Genomic DNA, 19430 nt, shown 5'->3' with positions numbered 1-19430 from the left:
GCGCACCTCAACCCTCATAGTGAACGCGCTTCTTGCCTACGTACATCTGTACCATAGTAAGAATCAGGATTATCACGAATAGTATGTAGGCAGCTGCGCTTGCGACTCCCATTCTCTGCTGATTGTAGAAGGCATCAAATACATAGTAGACAAGTGTCAACCCACTCTTGTTAACAGGTCCGGGCAGTCCCTGGTATAGTATGAAAATCTGCGAGAAGACCTTGAATGCACCTATCATCGTTATTATCATAATGAAGAACGTCGTACCCGAAAGAAGCGGCCACGTGATGAATTTGAACTTCTGCATGCCGCTTGCTCCATCGACATCTGCAGCCTCATAATACGATCTATCTATATTCTGAAGACCGGCAAGGAAGATTACAGTGGTGTAGCCAACGTGCTGCCAAACCGAGACTATGGCGATAGTCGGAATGGTCCACACTTCTTCCTTAAGCCAGGCGATCCTCGGCAGATTGAAGATCGAGAGAACATAGTTCAGTAACCCGAACTGGTCATTGAACATCCACTGCCATACCAGAGACACGGCTACTACTGACGTGACAAAGGGTATGAAGTAGGCAGTTCTGAACAGAGAACGAAACTTAATGTTTTTGTTGAGGAGCATCGCGATGATCAGAGCAAGACCTATCTGAGTAGGCACGGCAAGCAAGACGTAATAGACGGTGTTGTAGATAGATTTCAGAAAGTCCGAGCTCTCTTTTGCAAGAGTGAAGTACTGAACAAAGTCTGCGCTTTGCTTCAATACTACATAGGCCAATACGTAATATAGGGCAACGAAGAGAATCATCGTAGACCACTGGCTGGTCCTCATCTTAATGCTCTGAATGCTTCCTCTCCTTCGGAGAAGCACAAAGAGCCCCAAACCCATCAATCCAAGTCCAGCGAACAGTCCTGCAGCGGAAAGATCACTCGATAAGTTGCGCAGCAGGATATAGCCGATTAGCGCAACAGCGAACAATCCGTACAAAAGCGAGTGGCCTTTCTTTGTCTTGTCGTATTTGCTCATTAGCCCGAACAGATGATAGAGAATCTGAATCACCACAAGAACACTAACGATGTATACTGCCGTGTTTATCAGCGAGTTGACAAAACTCAACTGAACGGGATATGTAAGTCTGAAAAGCTCCTTATAGTTGTCAAGACCTATGAAGTACCGGGTAGTTGAAGTATAATCCCATTTGAAGAAACTCAGAACAAGAGAGAAGCCGATCGGCCAAAAGACAAACACACTCAAGATCACTATCGAAGGCAATAGAAAAAGATACGCTTGCCAAGTCTCCTTCCAATACTTCTTTGAACGCTTAGCGTAAGGCAAATCATTCCCTCCCATTTGCTATGCATGGGTTTAGTATCTTAAGTATACCAAAGATTCGACCGTGCTCCTGAACATCATGGATGCGAATTATCTCGACCCCTTTCAGATACAGGTAAGTTGAGATTGAAAGCGTCTCTTCCAATCTTTCTTCTACCTGTGTCCCCGTAATCTTGGAGATGAAACTTTTTCTTGAATGTCCTACAAGAAGAGGGAACCCCAGTTGCTTGAACTTAGAGATGTTTCTCAGTATCTCGATGCTCTGCTCCGCATTCTTGGCAAAACCTATCCCCGGATCGAGGATTATCCTCTCTCTACTTATCCCCGCTCTAATTGCGCGGTCTGCTCTTTCAACCAGCCACGCCGAAACCTCTCCGACCACATCGCGGTAATCGGTCATCGCGCTCATAGTAGCAGGGTCTCCTCTCATATGCATAATTATTACTGCCGCATTGTTCTCCGAGATGACGTGGATCATCTCCTCTGAACTAAGCCCCGTAATATCATTTACTATGTCCGCTCCTTCAGAAAGTGCGAGTCGGGCAGTTTCGCTGTTGTAAGTGTCAACAGAAATAACGGCATCCGGCCTCCTGTTGCGCAGCCTCCTTATGACCGGGACTACTCTGGAAATCTCTTCACCGATACTTACCTTCTCCGCGCCCGGCCTTGAAGACTCTCCACCTATATCGATTATCGAAGCTCCCCAATCTAGCATCCTTATCGCGGCTTCTACGGCAGTAACTCCGCCTAGGTACCTGCTGCCCGGGAAGAAAGAATCTGGAGTCACATTGAGTACCCCCATAATAACGGGGCTGGAGAGATCGAGCTTTCTTCCACCGCAGAAGATCACTATTGATTCCTTCGCTTCTCTATGACTCGCTTGACGAAGAGTTCGAACACCGGATTAGGCTTGCCCACTTTCGATCTGAACTCGGGATGATACTGAATCCCGACAAAAAAACTCTTTTCGGGAAGCTCGACGGCCTCCACGAAAGTCGCTTTTGAGGATATTGAGAGTTTCTTTACATCGATTTCTCCGGGCATTCTGAAGAGCTCGGGGAAGCGATCAAGGTTGACTTCGTATCTATGCCTGTGCCTTTCATAGACTAACGGTTCGTTATATGCTTCAAAAAGGACCGTGTTTTGCTCAATAGGAGTCTCTTGGGCACCAAGTCTCATGGTTCCGCCGAGTTTCATGATTTCCTTTTGCTCTTCCATAATGTCAATTACGGGATAAGGGGTCGACGGATCGAACTCCGTAGAATTGGCTCCCTCATATCCGGCGACGTTCCTTGCAAACTCGATAACCATAAGCTGCATCCCAAGACATATTCCAAGAATTGGAGTATCTTCTTCTCTGGCGGCCTTTATTACTGAGATCTTCCCTTCTATTCCCCTCTTTCCGAAACCGCCGGGGATGATTATCCCGTCGTACTTCTTGAGCTCAGATTTTATTTGCTCTTCCGTCATGTCCTCAAAACACTGCGAGTCGATAACTTCGGGTTTGCTTACCCCACAAAGCGCGATGCTTTCCGAAATGCTCTTGTAAGCATCATCGGTGCCCAGATATTTTCCGATCAGCGCGATTCTTGCTGGAAGGAATGATCTGGGGTAATTCCAATCAAACCTTTCCTCGATTTTTATACTGAGCCAGGCGGCAATCTTTCTATGAATCCCGTACGAGTAGACTATAAGAGGAACATCATAGACGTTTTCGGAGTCGGGCAGATTGTAGACCATCTGTCGATCAACTCCACCGAAGAGAGCGATCTTGCCAAGCTCATTCTCCTCAATAGGCTTTTCGGACCTGACAGCGATCATCTGAGGTTGAATGCCAATTCTTCTGAGAAGCTGGACAGACTGTTGAGTAGGCTTGGTCTTGAATTCGTTGGTCACTCTGAGGTAAGGAACATATGTTACATGAATAAAGAGGAAGTTCTCAGGACCTTCTTCGACCCATAGTTCACGAACGGCTTCAAGGAAGATCTCACCTTCAATGTCACCGACTGTACCACCGATTTCTATCATTATGAGTTCACCGGGAACACTCTTGATTCGTGACTTTATTTCGTCTGTAACGTGAGGAACCATCTGTACGGTCGCCCCGAGAAATTCTCCCTCTCTCTCTTTATCGATTATTGTCTTGAATACCTGGCCCGCGGTCATATTATTTTCTCTTCTCATGTTCTTTCCGAGAAATCTCTCGTAGTGTCCAAGATCGAGATCTGCCTCGTATCCGTCTTCTGTGACGAAGACTTCACCATGCTGATTAGGATTCATCGTTCCGGCGTCAAGATTTAGATAGGGATCGATCTTGAGGGTGTTAACCTCTACCCCACATTCCTTCATTACACGCGCGATGGAGGCAGAGAGTATCCCCTTGCCAATTCCGCTTATTACACCTCCGGTAACCACAACGAACTTCTTCTTCATCGATTACAGTCCTCCACTATCCGAGTAGTCTCTTAATATACTCAATTTCAGAAGCGTGATCCTCATCGTCCCCAGGCGTCTCCAGAAGCCAAGGTTTTTCCTGAATTCTCTCATTGGAAAGAAATTCTCTGAAACCATCGTCTTTTCCGATATGGCCTTTACCGATCATCTCGTGTCTGTCTTTGCCGGCACCTAGAGGAAACTTGCTATCGTTAAGATGTATCATCTTCAGTTTTTCGTAGCCCACCGTAGAATCAATCTTGTCGATTAGTCTCGAGATATCTTCCTTGTTTCTTATCTCGAAACCGGAATCAAACCCGTGACAAGTATCATACGTTATTCCGATTCTCTCTGGCTGTACGGCTCCGTCAATAATTGACTTGAGTTCCTCAAAGCTGCTGCCTATATGATTGCCTTTCGCAGCAACATTCTCGAGCAGCAGCATGACATCATTTTCCCGGTTCTCGCCTAGTACAATCTCTATACCTTTCAAAATCCTTGCAATTCCCTCCTCGAGACCATCTCCAAGGTGGCTCCCGGGATGGAAGTTCAAATACTTCAGACCGAGGGAAGCGGTTATTTTCATTTCAAGGGAAAGCAAAGTAACTGATTTCCCCCAAACTTCCTCGTTAGGAGAGGCGATGTTGATCAGATAACCCGAATGTACCATAGAATCAAAGGGATCCAGCGATTCCCTTTTCATTTCATCTTTAAAGCCATTCGACATCTCCTCTTTTGGAAGCGATGCTCTCCACATTCTGGGACTGTGAGGAAATATCTGGAAGGCGTTGCCGCCTATCGAAACAGTTTCTTTTGGGACTCTGTCAAAGCCCTTCGATGTGGACATGTGTGCTCCAAGCTTTATCATTCGGTTCACCTCATCGCTCTTCTTCGCCAATCCTTAGAATAGCGAGGAAAGCGTTTTGCGGAATCGATACCTGCCCAATCTCTCTCATCCGCTTTTTCCCCTCTTTCTGCTTCTCAAGGAGCTTCATCTTCCTCGTCAGGTCCCCTCCATAACACTTCGCCAACACGTCTTTTCGTAAGGCCTTTATGTCACTCCTCGCGATTATCCTACCTCTTGATTTCGCCTGTATGGGAATCTGAAACTGGTGCTGAGGTATTAATTCGCTCAGCTTGTCGACAACCTTCTTTGCAATTGGATACTCCTTATCGACATGGACGATGAACGATAGTGAGTCAACGGTTTCTCTGTTGACCAGGATTGTCACTTTCACCAGATCAGATTCTCTATAGCCGAGGATCTCGTAATCCATCGATGCATATCCCCTAGAAATTGCCTTCATCCTGTCAAAGAAATCAAACATGATTTCAGAGAGCGGGGCTTCGAATCTCAGAACGACACGGTTCTTTCCGGCGTTCTCCACCGCATTGAACTCCCCTCTTTTCTCTGAAGTTATGAAACCGATGAGGTTCCCCATATACTCGGAGGGGGTGATAATAGAAAGATCTACGAACGGTTCTTCAACCTTCAGAAACTCTCCCGGCTCGGGGAAACTTGCGGGATTCGTTATCTCCTCAACATCCCCGTTCTGCATCGTAACTCTATAGACAACGTTTGGAGCGGTCAGAATGCAGGTGATGTCGAACTCTCTTTCAAGCCTCTCCCTCACTACATCCATGTGAAGCAGTCCAAGAAAGCCAACCCTAAATCCAAAACCAAGTGCCGGAGAGTTTTCTGGCTCGAAGACGAGTGCTGCATCGTTTAATTTGAACTTGTCCAGCGCCTTTCTCAGTTCATCGTAGTACTCCGGCATCCCGGGGAACATTCCGGCGTAGACCATCGGCTTCGCCTCTTTGTACCCCGGCATCGCTTCCGCGGTGGGGTTGCTGGCCGAGGTTATCGTATCACCGATTTTCGCACTCGAAACGTCCTTTATGACGGCAATGATGTAGCCTACTTCGCCGGCATCTAGAGAGTCTGTCTTTTCCATTTGAGGCAGAAAATATCCGACTTCTACAACTTCGAAGGTCTCTCCCGAAGACATCATCATTATCTTGTCTCCGGCCTTGACGCTTCCATCGAAAACTCTGACATGAACTACTACTCCTCTATACTTATCGTAAATGGCATCAAAGATTAGAGCTTTCAATGGGGCTTCAAGCTTTCCGGAAGGAGGCTTGACTCTGCTGACTACCGCTTCCAGTATCTCCCTCACTCCCTGACCTGTCTTCGCGCTTGCCTGAAGGCAATCGTCCGAAGAATAGCCGATGAGGTCGATTATCTCTGCCAGCGTCTCTTCTATATTTGCGTTAGGGATATCGATTTTGTTCAAAACCGGTATAAGTTCCAGATCATTCTCGATAGCCAGGTACGTATTCCCCACGGTCTGGGCCTCAACTCCCTGAGAAGCATCTACCAGAAGAATTGCTCCCTCGCAAGCCGCAAGGCTTCTCGAGACTTCGTAGTTGAAGTCGACATGACCCGGCGTGTCGATGATATTTATCTCATAAGTAATTCCGTCATCAGCCTTATAGTTGAGCTTAACCGGCTTCGACTTAATTGTTATGCCTCTCTCCCTTTCTATGTCCATCGAATCCATGAATTGATCCTGCTTATGTCTTCTGTCCACTATATCGGTTATGTCGAGAAGTCTATCGACAAGTGTCGTTTTGCCGTGGTCGATATGAGCAATAATCGATATGTTTCTTATACGATCTCTGTTATACATTAGAACTCCCTCCTGCCGGTCAAGGATGATTCTATCACGGCGTAGGTTAAGCAAGTTGAATTGAACAGAAAAGAATGAAAACATATCCAGCAAAGAAGCTGGACGAGCCATCTCGTCTATAAATAATCTGGTTTAGTCTATCACCAAGGCCTTAACGAGTTAACACTTAAAATTGACCGGTCAGCTCTTTAAGAAACGTCGGAAGAGCAAACGAAGCCCTGTGAATCTCCGCATTGTAGTATCTCAAAGGTGCTCCGAAATCAAGCACTCTCTCTTCATCGAAATCTTCTCTCGGATCCGCTTCCTTAGATCCAATAGTATATGTCCACATTCCTGAAGGATAAGTGGTCATGAAACTCGTGTACATCTTCGAAATCGGGAAGACTGAAGAGATTCTGTTGTAGGCTATCGCCACCCATCCCTTGTCGTAGAAAGGATCCTCGGTCTCTGCACAGAAGACTCCATCCTTTCTAAGGGCTTTGTAACAATTAGCGTAGAATTCCTTTGTGAAAAGATGGCCACCCTCGCCTGCCGTGGGATCGGTTGAATCAACTATTATTACGTCGAAGTAGTCCTCGTTCCTTCTCACGAAGTCGGCTCCGTTTTCGTTTATTATTGATGCCTTGGGATTGTCAAGTTCGACCGACATCTCCTTGAGATAGAGTTTTGCCGCGTCTATTACATAGGGATCGACCTCGCAGAGAATCGCCTCCTCAACGGAAGGATGCTTCAGAACCTCCCTCAGACTTCCCCCATCGCCGCCTCCAATGATCAAAACTCTTCTCGGATCGGGATGCGTGAAGAGAGGTACGTGAACCAGCATCTCATGGTACATGAATTCATCGGCTTCAGTGAACATTGTTATCCCGTCCAAAACCAGGACCATGCCAAACTCAGGGTGTTCGAAGACATCTATTCTCTGAAAGGGACTCTGGTAAGAATATACAAGTCGCTTCATTTTCATAAAAAGACCTGCATTCCCTCCCGTATAGTATTCCATGAACATTAGATGATTCAAAGTCCTCAACTCTCTATCTTCCATTCCTTCACCTCCGCGTTATCATCACAATTATCTCACCGGTCTGGAACACTACAATGATTAATTCACACTATTCAAAGCTTATAAAGACTTCAAAGCTTTTGTCACAATTACTTTTCTACTTAGGCCAAATGGATTCTATCACTTTGATTAAGGCATAGTCAAACTTGCGGAATGCCTTATCTAAGGGCTCAATGAACGAAATTCCCTGATTTCTGTACTCTTCGTCATTGGGCCGCATCCTGATGGTAGAATTAAGAGTAAAGACTTTCCCCGACAGGAGGCCTTCGAATGTTCTTAAGGCAAGACATGGGTATTGATTTGGGAACTGCCAACACCCTGGTTTATGTGAAGGGACAGGGTGTGGTAACAAATGAACCTTCGGTTGTTGCTATTGACGTGAATTCAGGCAAGATCCTTCAGGTAGGCCTGGAGGCAAAGAGAATGGTGGGAAAGACACCTGCAAGCATTGTGGCGACTCGCCCGTTGAAAGACGGAGTTATTGCCGATTATGATATCGCTCTCGCAATGTTGAAGTATTTCATGGGCAGAGCAACGGGCAGACGGCGCTTCGTCAAACCCAGAATAGTTGTCGGAGTTCCTTCGGGTGCGACCGAAGTCGAAAGAAAGGCGATCGTCGATGCCGGTATTGAAGCGGGAGCCAAGAAGGTCTTTCTCATTGAAGAGCCGATGGCAAGTTCAATAGGCGCCGGGTTGAATGTTGAAGAGCCGACAGGAAATATGATTGTCGATATCGGCGGCGGCACAACCGAAATCGCCGTAATATCTCTTGGGAGTATCGTTTTGAGCCAGTCTATAAGGGTCGCCGGAGATGAGATGGATGACTATATTGTCCAGTATATCAAGGAGAAATACCGGCTCTTGATTGGCGAAAAGACTGCCGAGAGAATAAAGATGGAGGTTGGTAATGTTGTTGAGGCAGAAGAGGCCGATAGCTCTTATTCAGAAATCGTAGGTCTCGATCTCAATTCCGGATTGCCGAGAAAGATCTCCGTTTCAGGCGCAGAAGTACGTGAAGCCATTGTAGAACCGGTGGCGAGAATCGTCGAGGCGGTTAAACTCACTGTTGAAAACACGCCTCCAGAACTCATCTCGGATATTGTTCAGAGCGGTATAGTCATTGCGGGCGGAGGGTCGCTCCTCAGTGGCATGAAGGAACTAATACAGGGTGAGACTGGAATCACGGTTGTTGTTGCCGAAGACCCCCTAACCTGTGTAGCCAGAGGCGCCGGTCAGGTTCTTGAGAGAGTCCCCATTCTTGAACGACTCGAAAAAGGCAACCTTAGATAGGAGGAGCTTCGCAGGTGAAGTTCGCCGAGGCGGCAGTAGTGATTCTTATGATCTTTCTCATCCTTCTGACACTTTCAGAAGTATCTGGAGTGAACAGAAAGATGAGTGATTTGCTTGAAACCCTTGCCCTGCCGCTGATAAATATCAGAGTAGACATAGAGAACTTCTTCAGATCGGTATTTCAACTCAGGAGTATCGATCGAGTCATCAGAGACCTGAACAGGTATGCTGAATCTTTCAGCAACAGGTTTCCTTATCCTCTGCCAATGAGAGTCGCATTCTTCAGCTTCGAGCGAAACAACACCGCCATCATGACTACTGATAGAAGCGCGGCTCAGGGAGTTCCTGTTGTTTCGGTCTTTTCTTCGACCATCTATGGTGTTGTGAAGAGCTCGCATGACGGATATGTTATGGTCTCACCATTAACGGCTCCTGGTGTGAGGATTTCCGCCGTAGCACAGAGGGATAATAGAACAGTTGAAGGAGCTGTCTACTCGAGTGGAGGTAAGCTGTACTTCTCTACTTTCGACCCCTATTATCTGGAGAGCGGTGATCAAGTAAGAATCGCTTCGACGGTTCAGGGTTATGGGTACTACAAGACCATGAAGATTGATCTAATCGGCGAAATCGCCGGACTCCACGGAAGCGACTATCTAGTAAATACTCCAAATGTTTTTGGTGATTACTTCGTCTATCTGGAGTGGCAGGAATGACCTGGTTATTACTGATAGTCCCTGCTCTGTACTTTGATCTCGGATTTGGAGATCTCATACCTCTATATCCTGCATATTTGACATTGCTCGTCTTCCTTCCAACCAGAAACATCGCTTTTGTTCTCTCTGTTGCGCTGGTCATTTCATGGATAGTGGGGATGGCTCTGTCTGGAATCAGCATGGTTATAGTGCTCTCATTGATCGTTACATTATCGGCGTTGGCGATTCACGGGAGATATCGGACGCTCAGTTTCGGAGCGCTTACATCGGCAGCTATTGGTCTTGCTGGAGTGTTTTTTTCGGGTACGAGCTTTGGTGTCCTGGTTCCTTTTCTGGCAACATTCTGCATCCTGAGGAGGTTGAGCATTGAAGACTAAGAGCGCCAGGAGGTTTGACCTCTTCTTCGTGCTTTTCCTTCTAGTGATGGGACTGTTTGTATATAAGCTCTACGATTACCAGATAGTCAACCAAGAGAAGTATGCGAAACAGGTAGAGAGTATAAGCCGTAGATCCATTTCAATCCTTCCTCCCAGAGGCATGATTATTGATCGCAACGGAATCCCTCTTGCTTGGGACGCACCTTATTACAGGATTACGAAGAAAGTCGTTTTTCTTCCTGAAGATCTGAAGAGGATGATGGTTGACGCTTCAGAAAACAGAGAGAAAATGGAAAAGCTGATTCGGCGTCTCGAGGTTTTTGGCAGCGTTGAGACAGTCCTACCAGCTTCGGTCGCAGAGAGACTGAATGACTTTCCCGAGTTGGAAGTCTCGGAAAGGATCATAAGGCATTACCAGGATAATCCTGGAATCTCTCACGTAGTGGGTTACATAAAGTCTGATGGGGAACCGGTTATGGGAATAGAGAAGCAATACAACGAACTCCTCAGAGGAACTCCCGGTGAACAGCTCATCCGTGTCGATGCTTTAGGAAGGCAGATTAGCCTCGAAGGCGAAATACCCCCTTTGCCGGGAGATGATCTGAAGATCACAATAGATTCTAAAATGAGTGAATATATCTATAACCTCATAAACGAAACCGGAAAGACCGGCGCAGCTGCTGTAATGAAGACCGATGGAGAGGTTCTCGCTCTTGTTTCAGTGCCAAGCTTTGAAAGCATGTTTTTCACAACGGGGATTTCAAACAGGGATTGGGACCGTCTTAATCTCGATCCTTCGAGACCTCTGGTAAATAGAGCTTTGAGCCCCTTCTCACCAGGCTCTGCGATCAAACCGTTCATTGCCATGGTGGCTCTGGCAGAAGGGAAAGACAGCACAAAGGAGATCGACTGCGGAGGGGTTTTTCAGTACAAAGACAGTCGAGGCGTGGTTCAGGGAGTATACAGAGATTGGAACCTTTACGGCCACGGAAAGACCGATCTCGCCAAAGCTATAACAGTATCTTGCAACGTTTATTTCTATCAGCTCGGTCTAGAACTGGGAATCAACACGATCAACAGATACGCAGAACTGTGGGAGGTCTTTAGACCTACCGGAATCGATCTTCCCGAGGAGTCAGTCGGCATGATGCCCTCCCCCACCTGGAAACGTGAGAGGCTTGAGGAAAGCTGGTTCCCTGGCGACACGATTCAGATATCAATAGGCCAGGGTTATCTCAGCATCACTCCGCTGCAGCTGGCAAAGTTAACAGGCGAAATCGCGACTAGAGGGATCGAGATCATTCCTTTTATCGGTTCAAAGAAAGAGAGTAGCAGAGAAGCAATCAATCTGAAAGACAGCGATTGGGATCTTCTCATCAATGCAATGGGAGAGGTCATAAGCAAGGGTGGAAGTGCCGCCGATGCGGGAACCGCATACTCTGCATTCAGAGGTTTTGAAGAGACGGCCGCCGGAAAGACCGGTACTGCGGAACAAGGAGGTTCGAAACCGGCTCACTCGTGGTTTACAGGTTTCATGCCTCTTCATGAACCGGAGATAGTTGTTACGGTGTTCGTTCACGAAGGCGGCTACGGATCGGGCCTGGCTTCACAAATCTCAAGAAAGATTATGGATTATTATGTGACAGAATACGCCCGGTAGAATCATTCCACCGGGCTCACAAAACTCAACTCTTCTCCCATCTCGAAGAGAATCCTTCTCTCTTCGAAGAAGTAGCCGACCCTATCGATATTCTCTTTTCTGACCGCAAGCGTTGAAATAACCCTATCAGAGTAGTCTACATTTCGAACGGAGAAGTCTCTTCCTTCCACGAACAATCTGCTGAAGTCGTTCCACTGACTGTAGCTCATCTCGGCAGCTAGCTCAACTCCCGGGCAAAACAGAGCTGGCTTTCCTGACCTCAAGGCCTTCAAGGCCGTTTCACCATAGGCGTCTATCAATCCTCGTATTCCCAGCTTAACTCCTCCGAAGTACCTTATGACTGCCACTGCAACATCGGTCAACTCGAGTCGACAGATCGATCCAAGTATTGGCTGCCCTGCAGAACCGTGAGGCTCTCCACCGTCGGAGTAATTAGCCACTTCCCTTCCTGGAAGCGAAATACGATACGCCCAGCAACAGTGGTCGGCACCTGCGTGATCCTGCGAGACAGCCTTTATTAGTGACTTTGCTTCATCCTCGTTCTCACACCTCTTACTGAAGCCGATGAACTTTGACTTCTTGATGTTTATCTCACTGCTTCCGGTTTCGAGAAGTGATTTCGTACAATCCATTACTCTCCTCTTGAAAACTTATCTATGAAATCCATAGCAGGTCCGAGAATGTAATTGGCATCGGCAAGTGTCTTTTCGTAGACTTCCAGCCTCTTCATGAACTCGTAGAATTCCGGATCTCTGTTGTATGCATCTGCATAAATGGTGAGAGCTTGAGCGTCTCCCATTCCAGTTATGATATCTGCTTCCTTCTGTGCAGTCGCCATCATTATCTGCGCTTCTTTGTCGGCCTCCGCCCTAAGCTTCTGAGCCTCTCTATTCCCTTCGGCTCTAATCAATGAAGCTTCCTGCATTCTCTCGGACTTCATTCTTTCGAAGACAGCATTTCTGTTTTCGTCGGGCAAGTCGGCCCTCTTAACACGTACAGATATTATCTCGATCCCAAAGTCCTTCATATCAAATGCGGCAAGTTTGGTTATCTCGTCGAGAACATCGGTTCTTTGGCCGGAGATAATGTCATCGTAATCAAGTTTCCCAAAAGTATTTCTTACGTGAGAGTACACAATGTCGTCTATCCGTGTGAGTGCGATCTGTTCTGACTTCATTGTCTCTACGAAACTCCTGGGATCTACTATCCTCCATAGCGCGAAGGTGTCTGTAAGAATCGTCTTTTTATCCCTAGAGTAGATCCTCTCAGCATCAACATCGTAGATCTGAATTCGCTTGTCGAACTTCCTTACAGAGTCGATGAACGGAGTCTTGGTGTAAAGACCGGCCTCGGTAATTGACTCGCGTATTTCGCCAAATCGAAGGACCACGGCCTGTTCAGTCTCGTCAAGTATGAAGAAGAAGCTAGGCAGCATAACTGCCGCAACTATTACCACAATAGCAATCGGAATGATGAATTTATACTTCATTATCTCTCGCTCCCTTCAAGATCAAGGAGTTTAAGAACGCTGCTCTGGTCAAGAACAACGGTCTTACTGGCCTCTCCAAGTACTTTAGCAAGCGTTTCCAGATACATCCTGGTTCGAGTAACCTCCGCAGCCTTTTCGTACTCCTGGAGAATCGCAAGGAATCTATCCGCCTCTCCTTCTGCATTGAGAATCCTCTCCTGTGCGTAGCCTTCCGCGACTCTAGTCAATTGAGCCGCCTCTCCTTCTGCCTTGGGAATGAGGTCGTTCTTGTATTTCTCGGCCTCATATATGAGTTTCTCTTTGTCCTGCTTGGCACTGTTCACATCGTCGAATGCGGCGATAACCTGTTTTGGAGGCGCCACCTCTTGCAGGAACACGTTTTTCACCAATATGCCTGTACCGAGCCTCTCAAGTTCGGCCTGGACTCTCTCTGCGGTCCGAATTGAGATTGTGTCTCTCTCGGTTGTGAGAATTGAGTCTATAGTGCTGGAAGCAACTTCCTCCCTAAGCACCGACTCTGTTGTGAACTTCACGATGTCGCCATCATCCACGATATTGAAGGCGAGTTTTGCCGGATCCCCAACATAATACTGGATAACCATTTCCACCGAGACGATGTTTCCATCTCCGGTGAGCATGAGAGACTCATTTGCCAGGGTCTGGTAAGTACCTGTTCTAACGGTTCTAAAACCGATTTCCTGCTTTCTCAAATTCGAAGTATCTACAACGACTACGCTCTCAAACGGAAATGGCAGATGGTATCCAAGTCCTGGACCGACGGTATTTGTGTACTTTCCGAATTTCTTGATCAGTCCGACCTGATCGGGCCCAACCAGGAAAAACCCGCTCAAGAAATACACGGCAACGATTGCGACAATAACCAGCAGCACAAAAAGCCCGGACCATAAAAAGCTCTTCTTAGGGCCTCCACCGCCTGTGAAATTATCTTCAGGTTCCTCGATTCTTACGTCAACCATTATCCAACCTCCTTCCAGATTTCTATCTCTGTTCCAAGATCGACGCCTGCAGCCTCTCTTACTTTTCGCTTGATCACTTCAATTAAACTCAAAACGTCTTCCTGGCTGGCGTCTCCTTTATTGACTATAAACCCTGCGTGCTTTTCGGATACTTCAGCGTCCCCGACCCTAAAACCCTTCAAACCTAACTTTTCGATGAAGGAACCTACATAGAAGTCAGGCCTCGGTCTCATAAAAACGCTCCCTGCACTGGGATACTGAAGCGGCTGCTTCTCAAGCCTTTTCGCCAGGATCTCAGACATCCTTCTACTGATTTCAAGCTTCTCTCCTCTTCTAAGAGCGAACTCGGCTCCGAGGATGATTTTGTTGCTGGATCTGAAAATACTGCTTCTGTAAGAAAAACCAGCGGCCTTCCCGTCGATTTCTCTTGCCCTGTTGCTTTCATCCAGATAAATTACTCTGGCAACGCGATTCCCGAGTTCGCCACCGAAGGCACCCGCGTTCATGAGAATCGCCCCCCCGACAGAGCCGGGCAGTCCGGTGAGAAATTCAAGGCCAGTCAACCCCTCAGATAAACAGTGCCAGATTAGAGTATTGACACTGGTCCCGGCCTGAACGAAGACCCTCTCTCCTTCGGACTTCATCAAGTTCAGATTCTTGGTCGAGACTACAACTCCTTCAAAGCGGGCGGGACAGATGATATTTGAACCTCCTCCGATGATTCTGAATTCAATCGCCTCAGATTTCAGAAAGCTCACGATTTCCGCAAGCGACTCAACGGAATACGGCTGAACAAAGACTCTTGCAGGACCTCCTACCCTGATCGTCGTATGCCACTTCAGAGGCTCATTAAGCCTTACATCCGCCCCCAAAGAATAGAGGATATCAAAACAGTCTGTCAGTTCTCTTTTTGCCATTGATAAAGCCTTTCAGTGATCTCCCTACCATTGTGAAGGCTTTGGAGATAGTTCTTCAATTCATACCTCCTTGAGAGAATTGAGTGAACTGCTTCAAGAATGAAGGCCTTCGTAGACTTGTCGGTCGTCTCTCTCCCATACAACTCAGCAAGCGCCTTGACAGCCATTGAGGAATTAGTGCTGCTTAGAGCCATTATGACTTGGTCTCGGAGTTCCGAGTCATTGTTCTCACTAAGCATCAAAGAGAGAAGACCCACTACCTTCTCTCCTTCACCCAGGCGCGCAAGAGCCTCGTAGATAACGACTTGAGACCTCTCGTCACTGAAATCTTTCAGCATCTCATAAAGGTTTGTAACGGTTCTCCTGTCACCTATTTCACCTGCGAGGTCCGCAAGGTACAGCCTGGAGACGGGGTCGATATTCGTTATTCGCATCTTCTCTATGAGAAGCGGAACAACTGCCTCTCCCATCTGCAAGAGCGCATCAAAGCAAATGTGCGCAGTTTCGCTGTCTTCATTGACCAGAAGGTCAAGAAGAGCAGGAATCGCCTCCGTTCCCTTTTCTTCAACTATCCTGTTTATTAGCTCTTCTCTATTCACTAGACGCACCTCATTTCTCAATCAGGAATCTGGCCGCTCATTTCCTCGATCTCTCTTTCTTTAGAGCAGCCATGAAGCTCTTCTATACTCGAAATGGTGTTGGAACCGAACTGCTCTTTTCTGACGACAAAGTGCTTGTCTGCATTCTGAGCAATTTGGGGAAGATGGGTTATAACTATAGTCTGTATCTCCTGAGAGATCTCTCGCAGTTTGTCCGCCACTACCGCTCCCAGCCTCTGCCCAACACCAGAGTCAACCTCGTCAAACACAATCGTTCTAAGATCCAGCTGCTCTCTCAAAGCAGACTCAAGCGCCAGTAAGAACCTTGAGAGTTCCCCTCCGGAGGCCACCTTACCTATCTCCATAAATTCCATTCCGGGATTTGTCTTCACAATCATCGTCACTCTGGAAGTACCGTAGTTTCTCGGTATCTCTTCCTTGCGCAAATGAAACTTCAGTTCTGAACCTTTCATCCTAAGGCTTTCAAGATGAACTCTTATTTGCTCTTCTATCTCCCTGGCCCTGGCCAATCTCTTTTGGTCGAGAATCTCTCCGGTCTTCTTCAATTTGTCAAGCAGATCCTCTTCACGCCTCTTCAGCCTCTCTTTTCTCTCCTCAAGCTCTTGCAGAGACCTCAACTCTTCTTTGAACGTCTCGAGCTTAGAGAGTATTGCATCTGCAGAATCACCGTATTTTCTCTTCAGCCCCTGGATTAAGGTCATTCTGTTCTCAATCGATGTAAACTCTTCATCGTCGATGTCAAGGGAACCTCTCTCCTCTTCGACCTTCGAGTACAGGGAGTCGAGCTCTTCTAGTGCAACTTGGAGATTTTCTCGCCACTCACCATATCCAAAGCTTTCAATTCTCTCGACTATAGTAACTGCATCGTTAAGCGAGTTATAAACAGACAAATCGCCGTCCTTAAGAAGCTCTCGCAGCTCATGAAACGTATCTAAGAGGGCTTGAGCGTTTCTATATCTTGTATACTTCATCTCTACGATTTCATCCTCGCCCGGCTGCAGTCCCGCCTCTTCTATCTCGCTAATCTGGAAACTCAAGAAGTCCTTCTCTCTCTCTATGTGAGCAGGGTCTACACTGAACGATTCGAACTCGCGCTTGACCTTCAAAAACTCTCCATATAGCTCTCTGTAATTTGTAAGGCTCTCTTCGCCTTTCAGCGCATGATCCAAAATTTCGTGGTGCTTAGACTCGTCTAGAAGACTAACACTGCTGTGCTGAGAGTGAACCTCTACCCTGTCGCTGAAGGCAGTTTGAACAATCTGCCTTGGCACCATCCTCCCGTTTATCCTGTAAATCGTCCGTTGCCCAGTGAAACTTACCGTTACAAGGAGGTGATCTTCTTCAATCTCGATTCCCGTTTCTCTCAGTTTCGAGCTCAAAGAATCGTCGACCACAAAGTTTCCTTCAATACTTCCGGCATTAACGTTATCCCATTGGGGAGGGAATCCTAACACTGTCAAGAGCGCCTTAAGAAAGATAGTCTTCCCTGCTCCGGATTCACCGGTTATTGCGTTCATTCCTTCAGAGAATTCAACGTAGAACTCCCTGAATGTAAGAAAATCCCTTCCTGCCAGCGACAGCAGCATATTTTCCTCCAACTTAGTGTATAGTCCAAGTGGAACTCATACATCAATCTATTATACTATCGATCAACAGTACCTTCAGTGACTCTGCTTTCGGTCCGGCAAGACACCGGCATATCGGCGCCTTGACAGTCCCTGCCACACTCCGTATAATGTTCACTGTGACGAATTCACTGGAGGTTGTTTATAATGAAAAGAACATATCAACCATCAAGAGTTAAGAGGAACAGAACACATGGTTTTCTTGTTAGGTCCCGAACGGTTGGCGGCCGAAAAGTGCTGGCAAGTAGACGAAGAAAGGGAAGAAAGAGACTGTCTGTGTGAATCTGAAAGATCAGTCCCTTAGTAAAACAGAAAGACTAAGAAGAAAGGCAGACTTCGACAGAGTCTTCAAAAAGGGAAAGTCAATTGTTGACTCTTTTTTTGTTGTATTGTATGTTAAGAATAGTCTGCCTTTTTCTCGTATTGGAGTATCGATAAAACGCAAATTCGGCAAGGCGCACGTGAGAAACCGACTCAGAAGATTGGTGAAAGAGGTTTACAGGACTAATAAATCAGTCTTCCCCGCGGGGTATGATATACTTTTCATTGCTAGAAAGGATTTATCTGACCTGTTTAAAGAGAGAGAAGTTGGGTACTTTGGCATTATGCTCGTTATCAAACGAATCGCTGAGAAAATTGGAGAAACGTCCGATGAAAAAGATACTAATGTTTCTAATAGATTTCTACAGAAGAAAGATCTCACCTAGAACCCGCCCAAGATGCAGGTTTTACCCCACGTGTTCAACATACACATATGAAGCTATAGAGAGATTTGGAGCTTTCAAGGGGCTCGTTCTCGGAACATGGAGAATACTCCGATGCAATCCCTTCAATCCAGGGGGCTTCGATGAAGTACCAGATCACTTCACGCTACTGAGGAGGCACGGAAAATGAGAAGAGCGATACTTCTTACTTTGATCTTCATGACACTTTGCACGCTCTCTGTATCAAGCAAAGAACTCGTTACTCAGGAAGGAACCAGTACACTCATAGTCTCAGGCAAAACGCTCAAGGTTACCCTCGACACAGTGAGAGGGGTGACTCTTGGAGTTACGAGTTATGCCGATAACAAAACAGTCGAGTTCTATGTCTACAACGAAAGTCTTGGCAAAGACGGCTTTAACGTATTCGATGCTGAAGGAAACGAGCTTCTTCCAACTTCATTTTCATACAGGGAGGATATCGACGGAAACATAGTTGTGACATTTAATTACGAGCAGGGCAGTAAGTCTTTCATTATTCTCAACAGTCCTTACTATGATTTCAAAGTTCAGTTCGATTTCAACCAGAGAGTAGAGGTCGCTTTGCCGTTCATATCTTACCAAAATCAAACGTTGGGACCCGATTCCTCTTACTATATGACATATGACAAGTTCAGCGGCCAGAAGACGCTATTTGCAGTAGCGTCGAACCAGGGGACATTTAAGTTCCAGAGATACGAGCTTGAAAGTGGAAGAGGGGTTCTGGAATCCTTTGCAGGCCCAATGAGATTAATACATATTAAGCAGGCCCTTCCAGAACACTACGAAGCGATAGTCAAAGATCTCCAAGACTTTGGCGGGGTGACCATTTTCTCATGGATCTACCATGGGATAGTCTACTTCCTCTTCTGGCTTTACCAGTGGTCTGGGAACTTCGGATGGGCGCTGATTATCTTCACTATAGTAACGCGATTCATCCTCTATCCCCTTTATCATATTCAGACGAAGTCAATGCTGATGATGAGGATGCTGCAACCGGATGTTGATAGAATAAAAAAGAAGTACAAGGACCCGAGAAAGCAGCAGGAAGCAATGATGGCACTCTACAAGGAAAAGGGATACAATCCCGCTTCCGGCTGTCTCCCGATACTTCTTCAGTTACCCGTGCTGATTCTTCTCTACAACGCGATTCGGTACTTCAGTGAAGCGATGGCATATTCTCCGGGTTTCTTGATCTGGAAGGATCTATCCGTTGGCAACTTTGTCATGAACATTCCCTTCATAATCATCACGGTCGTTGTGGGAATATATAGTTCGTTGCTGACCGCTCAAGATGCGCGATCTGCAAGATCCGGAGTAATTATGCAGATCATTTTCCCGATTCTATTTGCAACGTTCCCATCAGGGTTGTTGCTCTACTGGACAACCCAGAGTGTGCTACAGCTAATGATTAGCTGGGTTGTTTACAGACGTCACGGAATAAAGGGGCTGACTTTGAGGCAGATGCTCAGTCTGCCAGAAAAACCTGCGAAGTAGACAGAG

20 protein-coding genes are annotated in these 19430 nt (G+C 46.7%); 8 read left to right on the top strand and 12 right to left on the bottom strand.

What is annotated here, in order from left to right; translation table 11 throughout:
* Positions 1 to 7 precede the first annotated feature (7 nt).
* The 6 genes from Q502_RS03785 to speE all read right to left on the bottom strand — a co-directional run bounded on the left by Q502_RS03785 (position 8) and on the right by speE (position 7501).
* Complete coding sequence (locus Q502_RS03785; protein WP_102819371.1) at positions 8 to 1336, bottom strand: carbohydrate ABC transporter permease; 1329 nt, start codon at positions 1334 to 1336, stop codon at positions 8 to 10.
* A 1-nt stretch (position 1337) separates the two neighbouring features.
* Positions 1338 to 2183, bottom strand: a complete 846-nt coding sequence (gene folP / locus Q502_RS03780; protein WP_102819370.1) for a dihydropteroate synthase — start codon at positions 2181 to 2183, stop codon at positions 1338 to 1340.
* A complete protein-coding gene (locus Q502_RS03775) occupies positions 2183 to 3766 on the bottom strand; it encodes a CTP synthase (protein WP_102819369.1) in 1584 nt (527 codons plus the stop codon). Before Q502_RS03775 ends, folP begins: the two co-directional genes overlap by 1 nt.
* A 16-nt stretch (positions 3767 to 3782) precedes the next feature.
* A complete protein-coding gene (locus Q502_RS03770) occupies positions 3783 to 4634 on the bottom strand; it encodes a deoxyribonuclease IV (RefSeq protein ID WP_102819368.1) in 852 nt (283 codons plus the stop codon).
* Between the two features lie 10 nt (positions 4635 to 4644).
* A complete protein-coding gene (lepA, locus tag Q502_RS03765; RefSeq protein ID WP_102819367.1) occupies positions 4645 to 6459 on the bottom strand; it encodes a translation elongation factor 4 in 1815 nt (604 codons plus the stop codon).
* 166 nt (positions 6460 to 6625) lie between these two features.
* A complete protein-coding gene (gene speE / locus Q502_RS03760) occupies positions 6626 to 7501 on the bottom strand; it encodes a polyamine aminopropyltransferase (RefSeq protein ID WP_102819366.1) in 876 nt (291 codons plus the stop codon).
* 288 nt (positions 7502 to 7789) lie between these two features.
* Here speE and Q502_RS03755 point away from each other — a divergent pair, with 288 nt between their 5' ends.
* The 4 genes from Q502_RS03755 to Q502_RS03740 are packed head-to-tail and all read left to right on the top strand — an operon-like array spanning position 7790 to position 11559.
* Positions 7790 to 8809, top strand: coding sequence for a rod shape-determining protein (locus tag Q502_RS03755; RefSeq protein WP_102819365.1), 1020 nt, complete (start codon positions 7790 to 7792; stop codon positions 8807 to 8809).
* Positions 8810 to 8823: 14 nt separating this feature from the next.
* Positions 8824 to 9522, top strand: coding sequence for a hypothetical protein (locus Q502_RS03750; RefSeq protein WP_102819364.1), 699 nt, complete (start codon positions 8824 to 8826; stop codon positions 9520 to 9522).
* Complete coding sequence (locus Q502_RS03745) at positions 9519 to 9899, top strand: hypothetical protein (RefSeq protein WP_102819363.1); 381 nt, start codon at positions 9519 to 9521, stop codon at positions 9897 to 9899. Before Q502_RS03750 ends, Q502_RS03745 begins: the two co-directional genes overlap by 4 nt.
* Positions 9889 to 11559, top strand: coding sequence for a penicillin-binding transpeptidase domain-containing protein (locus Q502_RS03740; RefSeq protein WP_258002051.1), 1671 nt, complete (start codon positions 9889 to 9891; stop codon positions 11557 to 11559). The genes Q502_RS03745 and Q502_RS03740 overlap by 11 nt, the downstream gene beginning before the upstream one ends.
* A gap of 2 nt (positions 11560 to 11561) precedes the next feature.
* Here Q502_RS03740 and Q502_RS03735 read toward each other — a convergent pair whose 3' ends face one another.
* Genes Q502_RS03735 through Q502_RS03710 form a run of 6 tightly spaced genes read right to left on the bottom strand, consistent with a single transcriptional unit; the run spans position 11562 to position 17148 of the window.
* Positions 11562 to 12191 (bottom strand): YigZ family protein, encoded by a 630-nt coding sequence (locus Q502_RS03735; protein WP_102819362.1) that lies wholly within the window; start codon positions 12189 to 12191, stop codon positions 11562 to 11564.
* Complete coding sequence (gene hflC / locus Q502_RS03730) at positions 12191 to 13048, bottom strand: protease modulator HflC (protein WP_102819361.1); 858 nt, start codon at positions 13046 to 13048, stop codon at positions 12191 to 12193. Before hflC ends, Q502_RS03735 begins: the two co-directional genes overlap by 1 nt.
* On the bottom strand, positions 13048 to 14025 hold the full coding sequence (gene hflK, locus Q502_RS03725; protein WP_102819360.1) for an FtsH protease activity modulator HflK: 978 nt from the start codon (positions 14023 to 14025) through the stop codon (positions 13048 to 13050). The genes hflC and hflK overlap by 1 nt, the downstream gene beginning before the upstream one ends.
* Positions 14025 to 14942, bottom strand: a complete 918-nt coding sequence (gene murB, locus Q502_RS03720) for a UDP-N-acetylmuramate dehydrogenase (RefSeq protein WP_102819359.1) — start codon at positions 14940 to 14942, stop codon at positions 14025 to 14027. The genes hflK and murB overlap by 1 nt, the downstream gene beginning before the upstream one ends.
* Positions 14924 to 15541 (bottom strand): HEAT repeat domain-containing protein, encoded by a 618-nt coding sequence (locus Q502_RS03715; protein WP_102819358.1) that lies wholly within the window; start codon positions 15539 to 15541, stop codon positions 14924 to 14926. The genes murB and Q502_RS03715 overlap by 19 nt, the downstream gene beginning before the upstream one ends.
* Before the next feature lie 17 nt (positions 15542 to 15558).
* Positions 15559 to 17148, bottom strand: a complete 1590-nt coding sequence (locus tag Q502_RS03710; RefSeq protein WP_102819357.1) for a DNA repair protein RecN — start codon at positions 17146 to 17148, stop codon at positions 15559 to 15561.
* Between the two features lie 186 nt (positions 17149 to 17334).
* Between Q502_RS03710 and rpmH the strand changes: the two genes are divergently transcribed.
* From rpmH to yidC, 4 genes are read left to right on the top strand one after another with little or no spacing between them, the layout of a single operon-like run.
* Positions 17335 to 17469, top strand: a complete 135-nt coding sequence (gene rpmH, locus Q502_RS03705; protein ID WP_102819356.1) for a 50S ribosomal protein L34 — start codon at positions 17335 to 17337, stop codon at positions 17467 to 17469.
* On the top strand, positions 17466 to 17894 hold the full coding sequence (gene rnpA / locus Q502_RS03700; protein ID WP_214079013.1) for a ribonuclease P protein component: 429 nt from the start codon (positions 17466 to 17468) through the stop codon (positions 17892 to 17894). Before rpmH ends, rnpA begins: the two co-directional genes overlap by 4 nt.
* Positions 17839 to 18081, top strand: coding sequence for a membrane protein insertion efficiency factor YidD (gene yidD, locus Q502_RS03695; protein ID WP_214059988.1), 243 nt, complete (start codon positions 17839 to 17841; stop codon positions 18079 to 18081). The genes rnpA and yidD overlap by 56 nt, the downstream gene beginning before the upstream one ends.
* A complete protein-coding gene (gene yidC, locus Q502_RS03690) occupies positions 18078 to 19424 on the top strand; it encodes a YidC/Oxa1 family membrane protein insertase (protein ID WP_102819354.1) in 1347 nt (448 codons plus the stop codon). Before yidD ends, yidC begins: the two co-directional genes overlap by 4 nt.
* Positions 19425 to 19430 lie beyond the last annotated feature (6 nt).

The sequence above is a fragment of the Mesotoga sp. Brook.08.YT.4.2.5.2. genome (genome assembly GCF_003351125.1).
Taxonomy (GTDB): domain Bacteria; phylum Thermotogota; class Thermotogae; order Petrotogales; family Kosmotogaceae; genus Mesotoga.
This window is presented reverse-complemented; position numbering and strand designations above follow the sequence as displayed.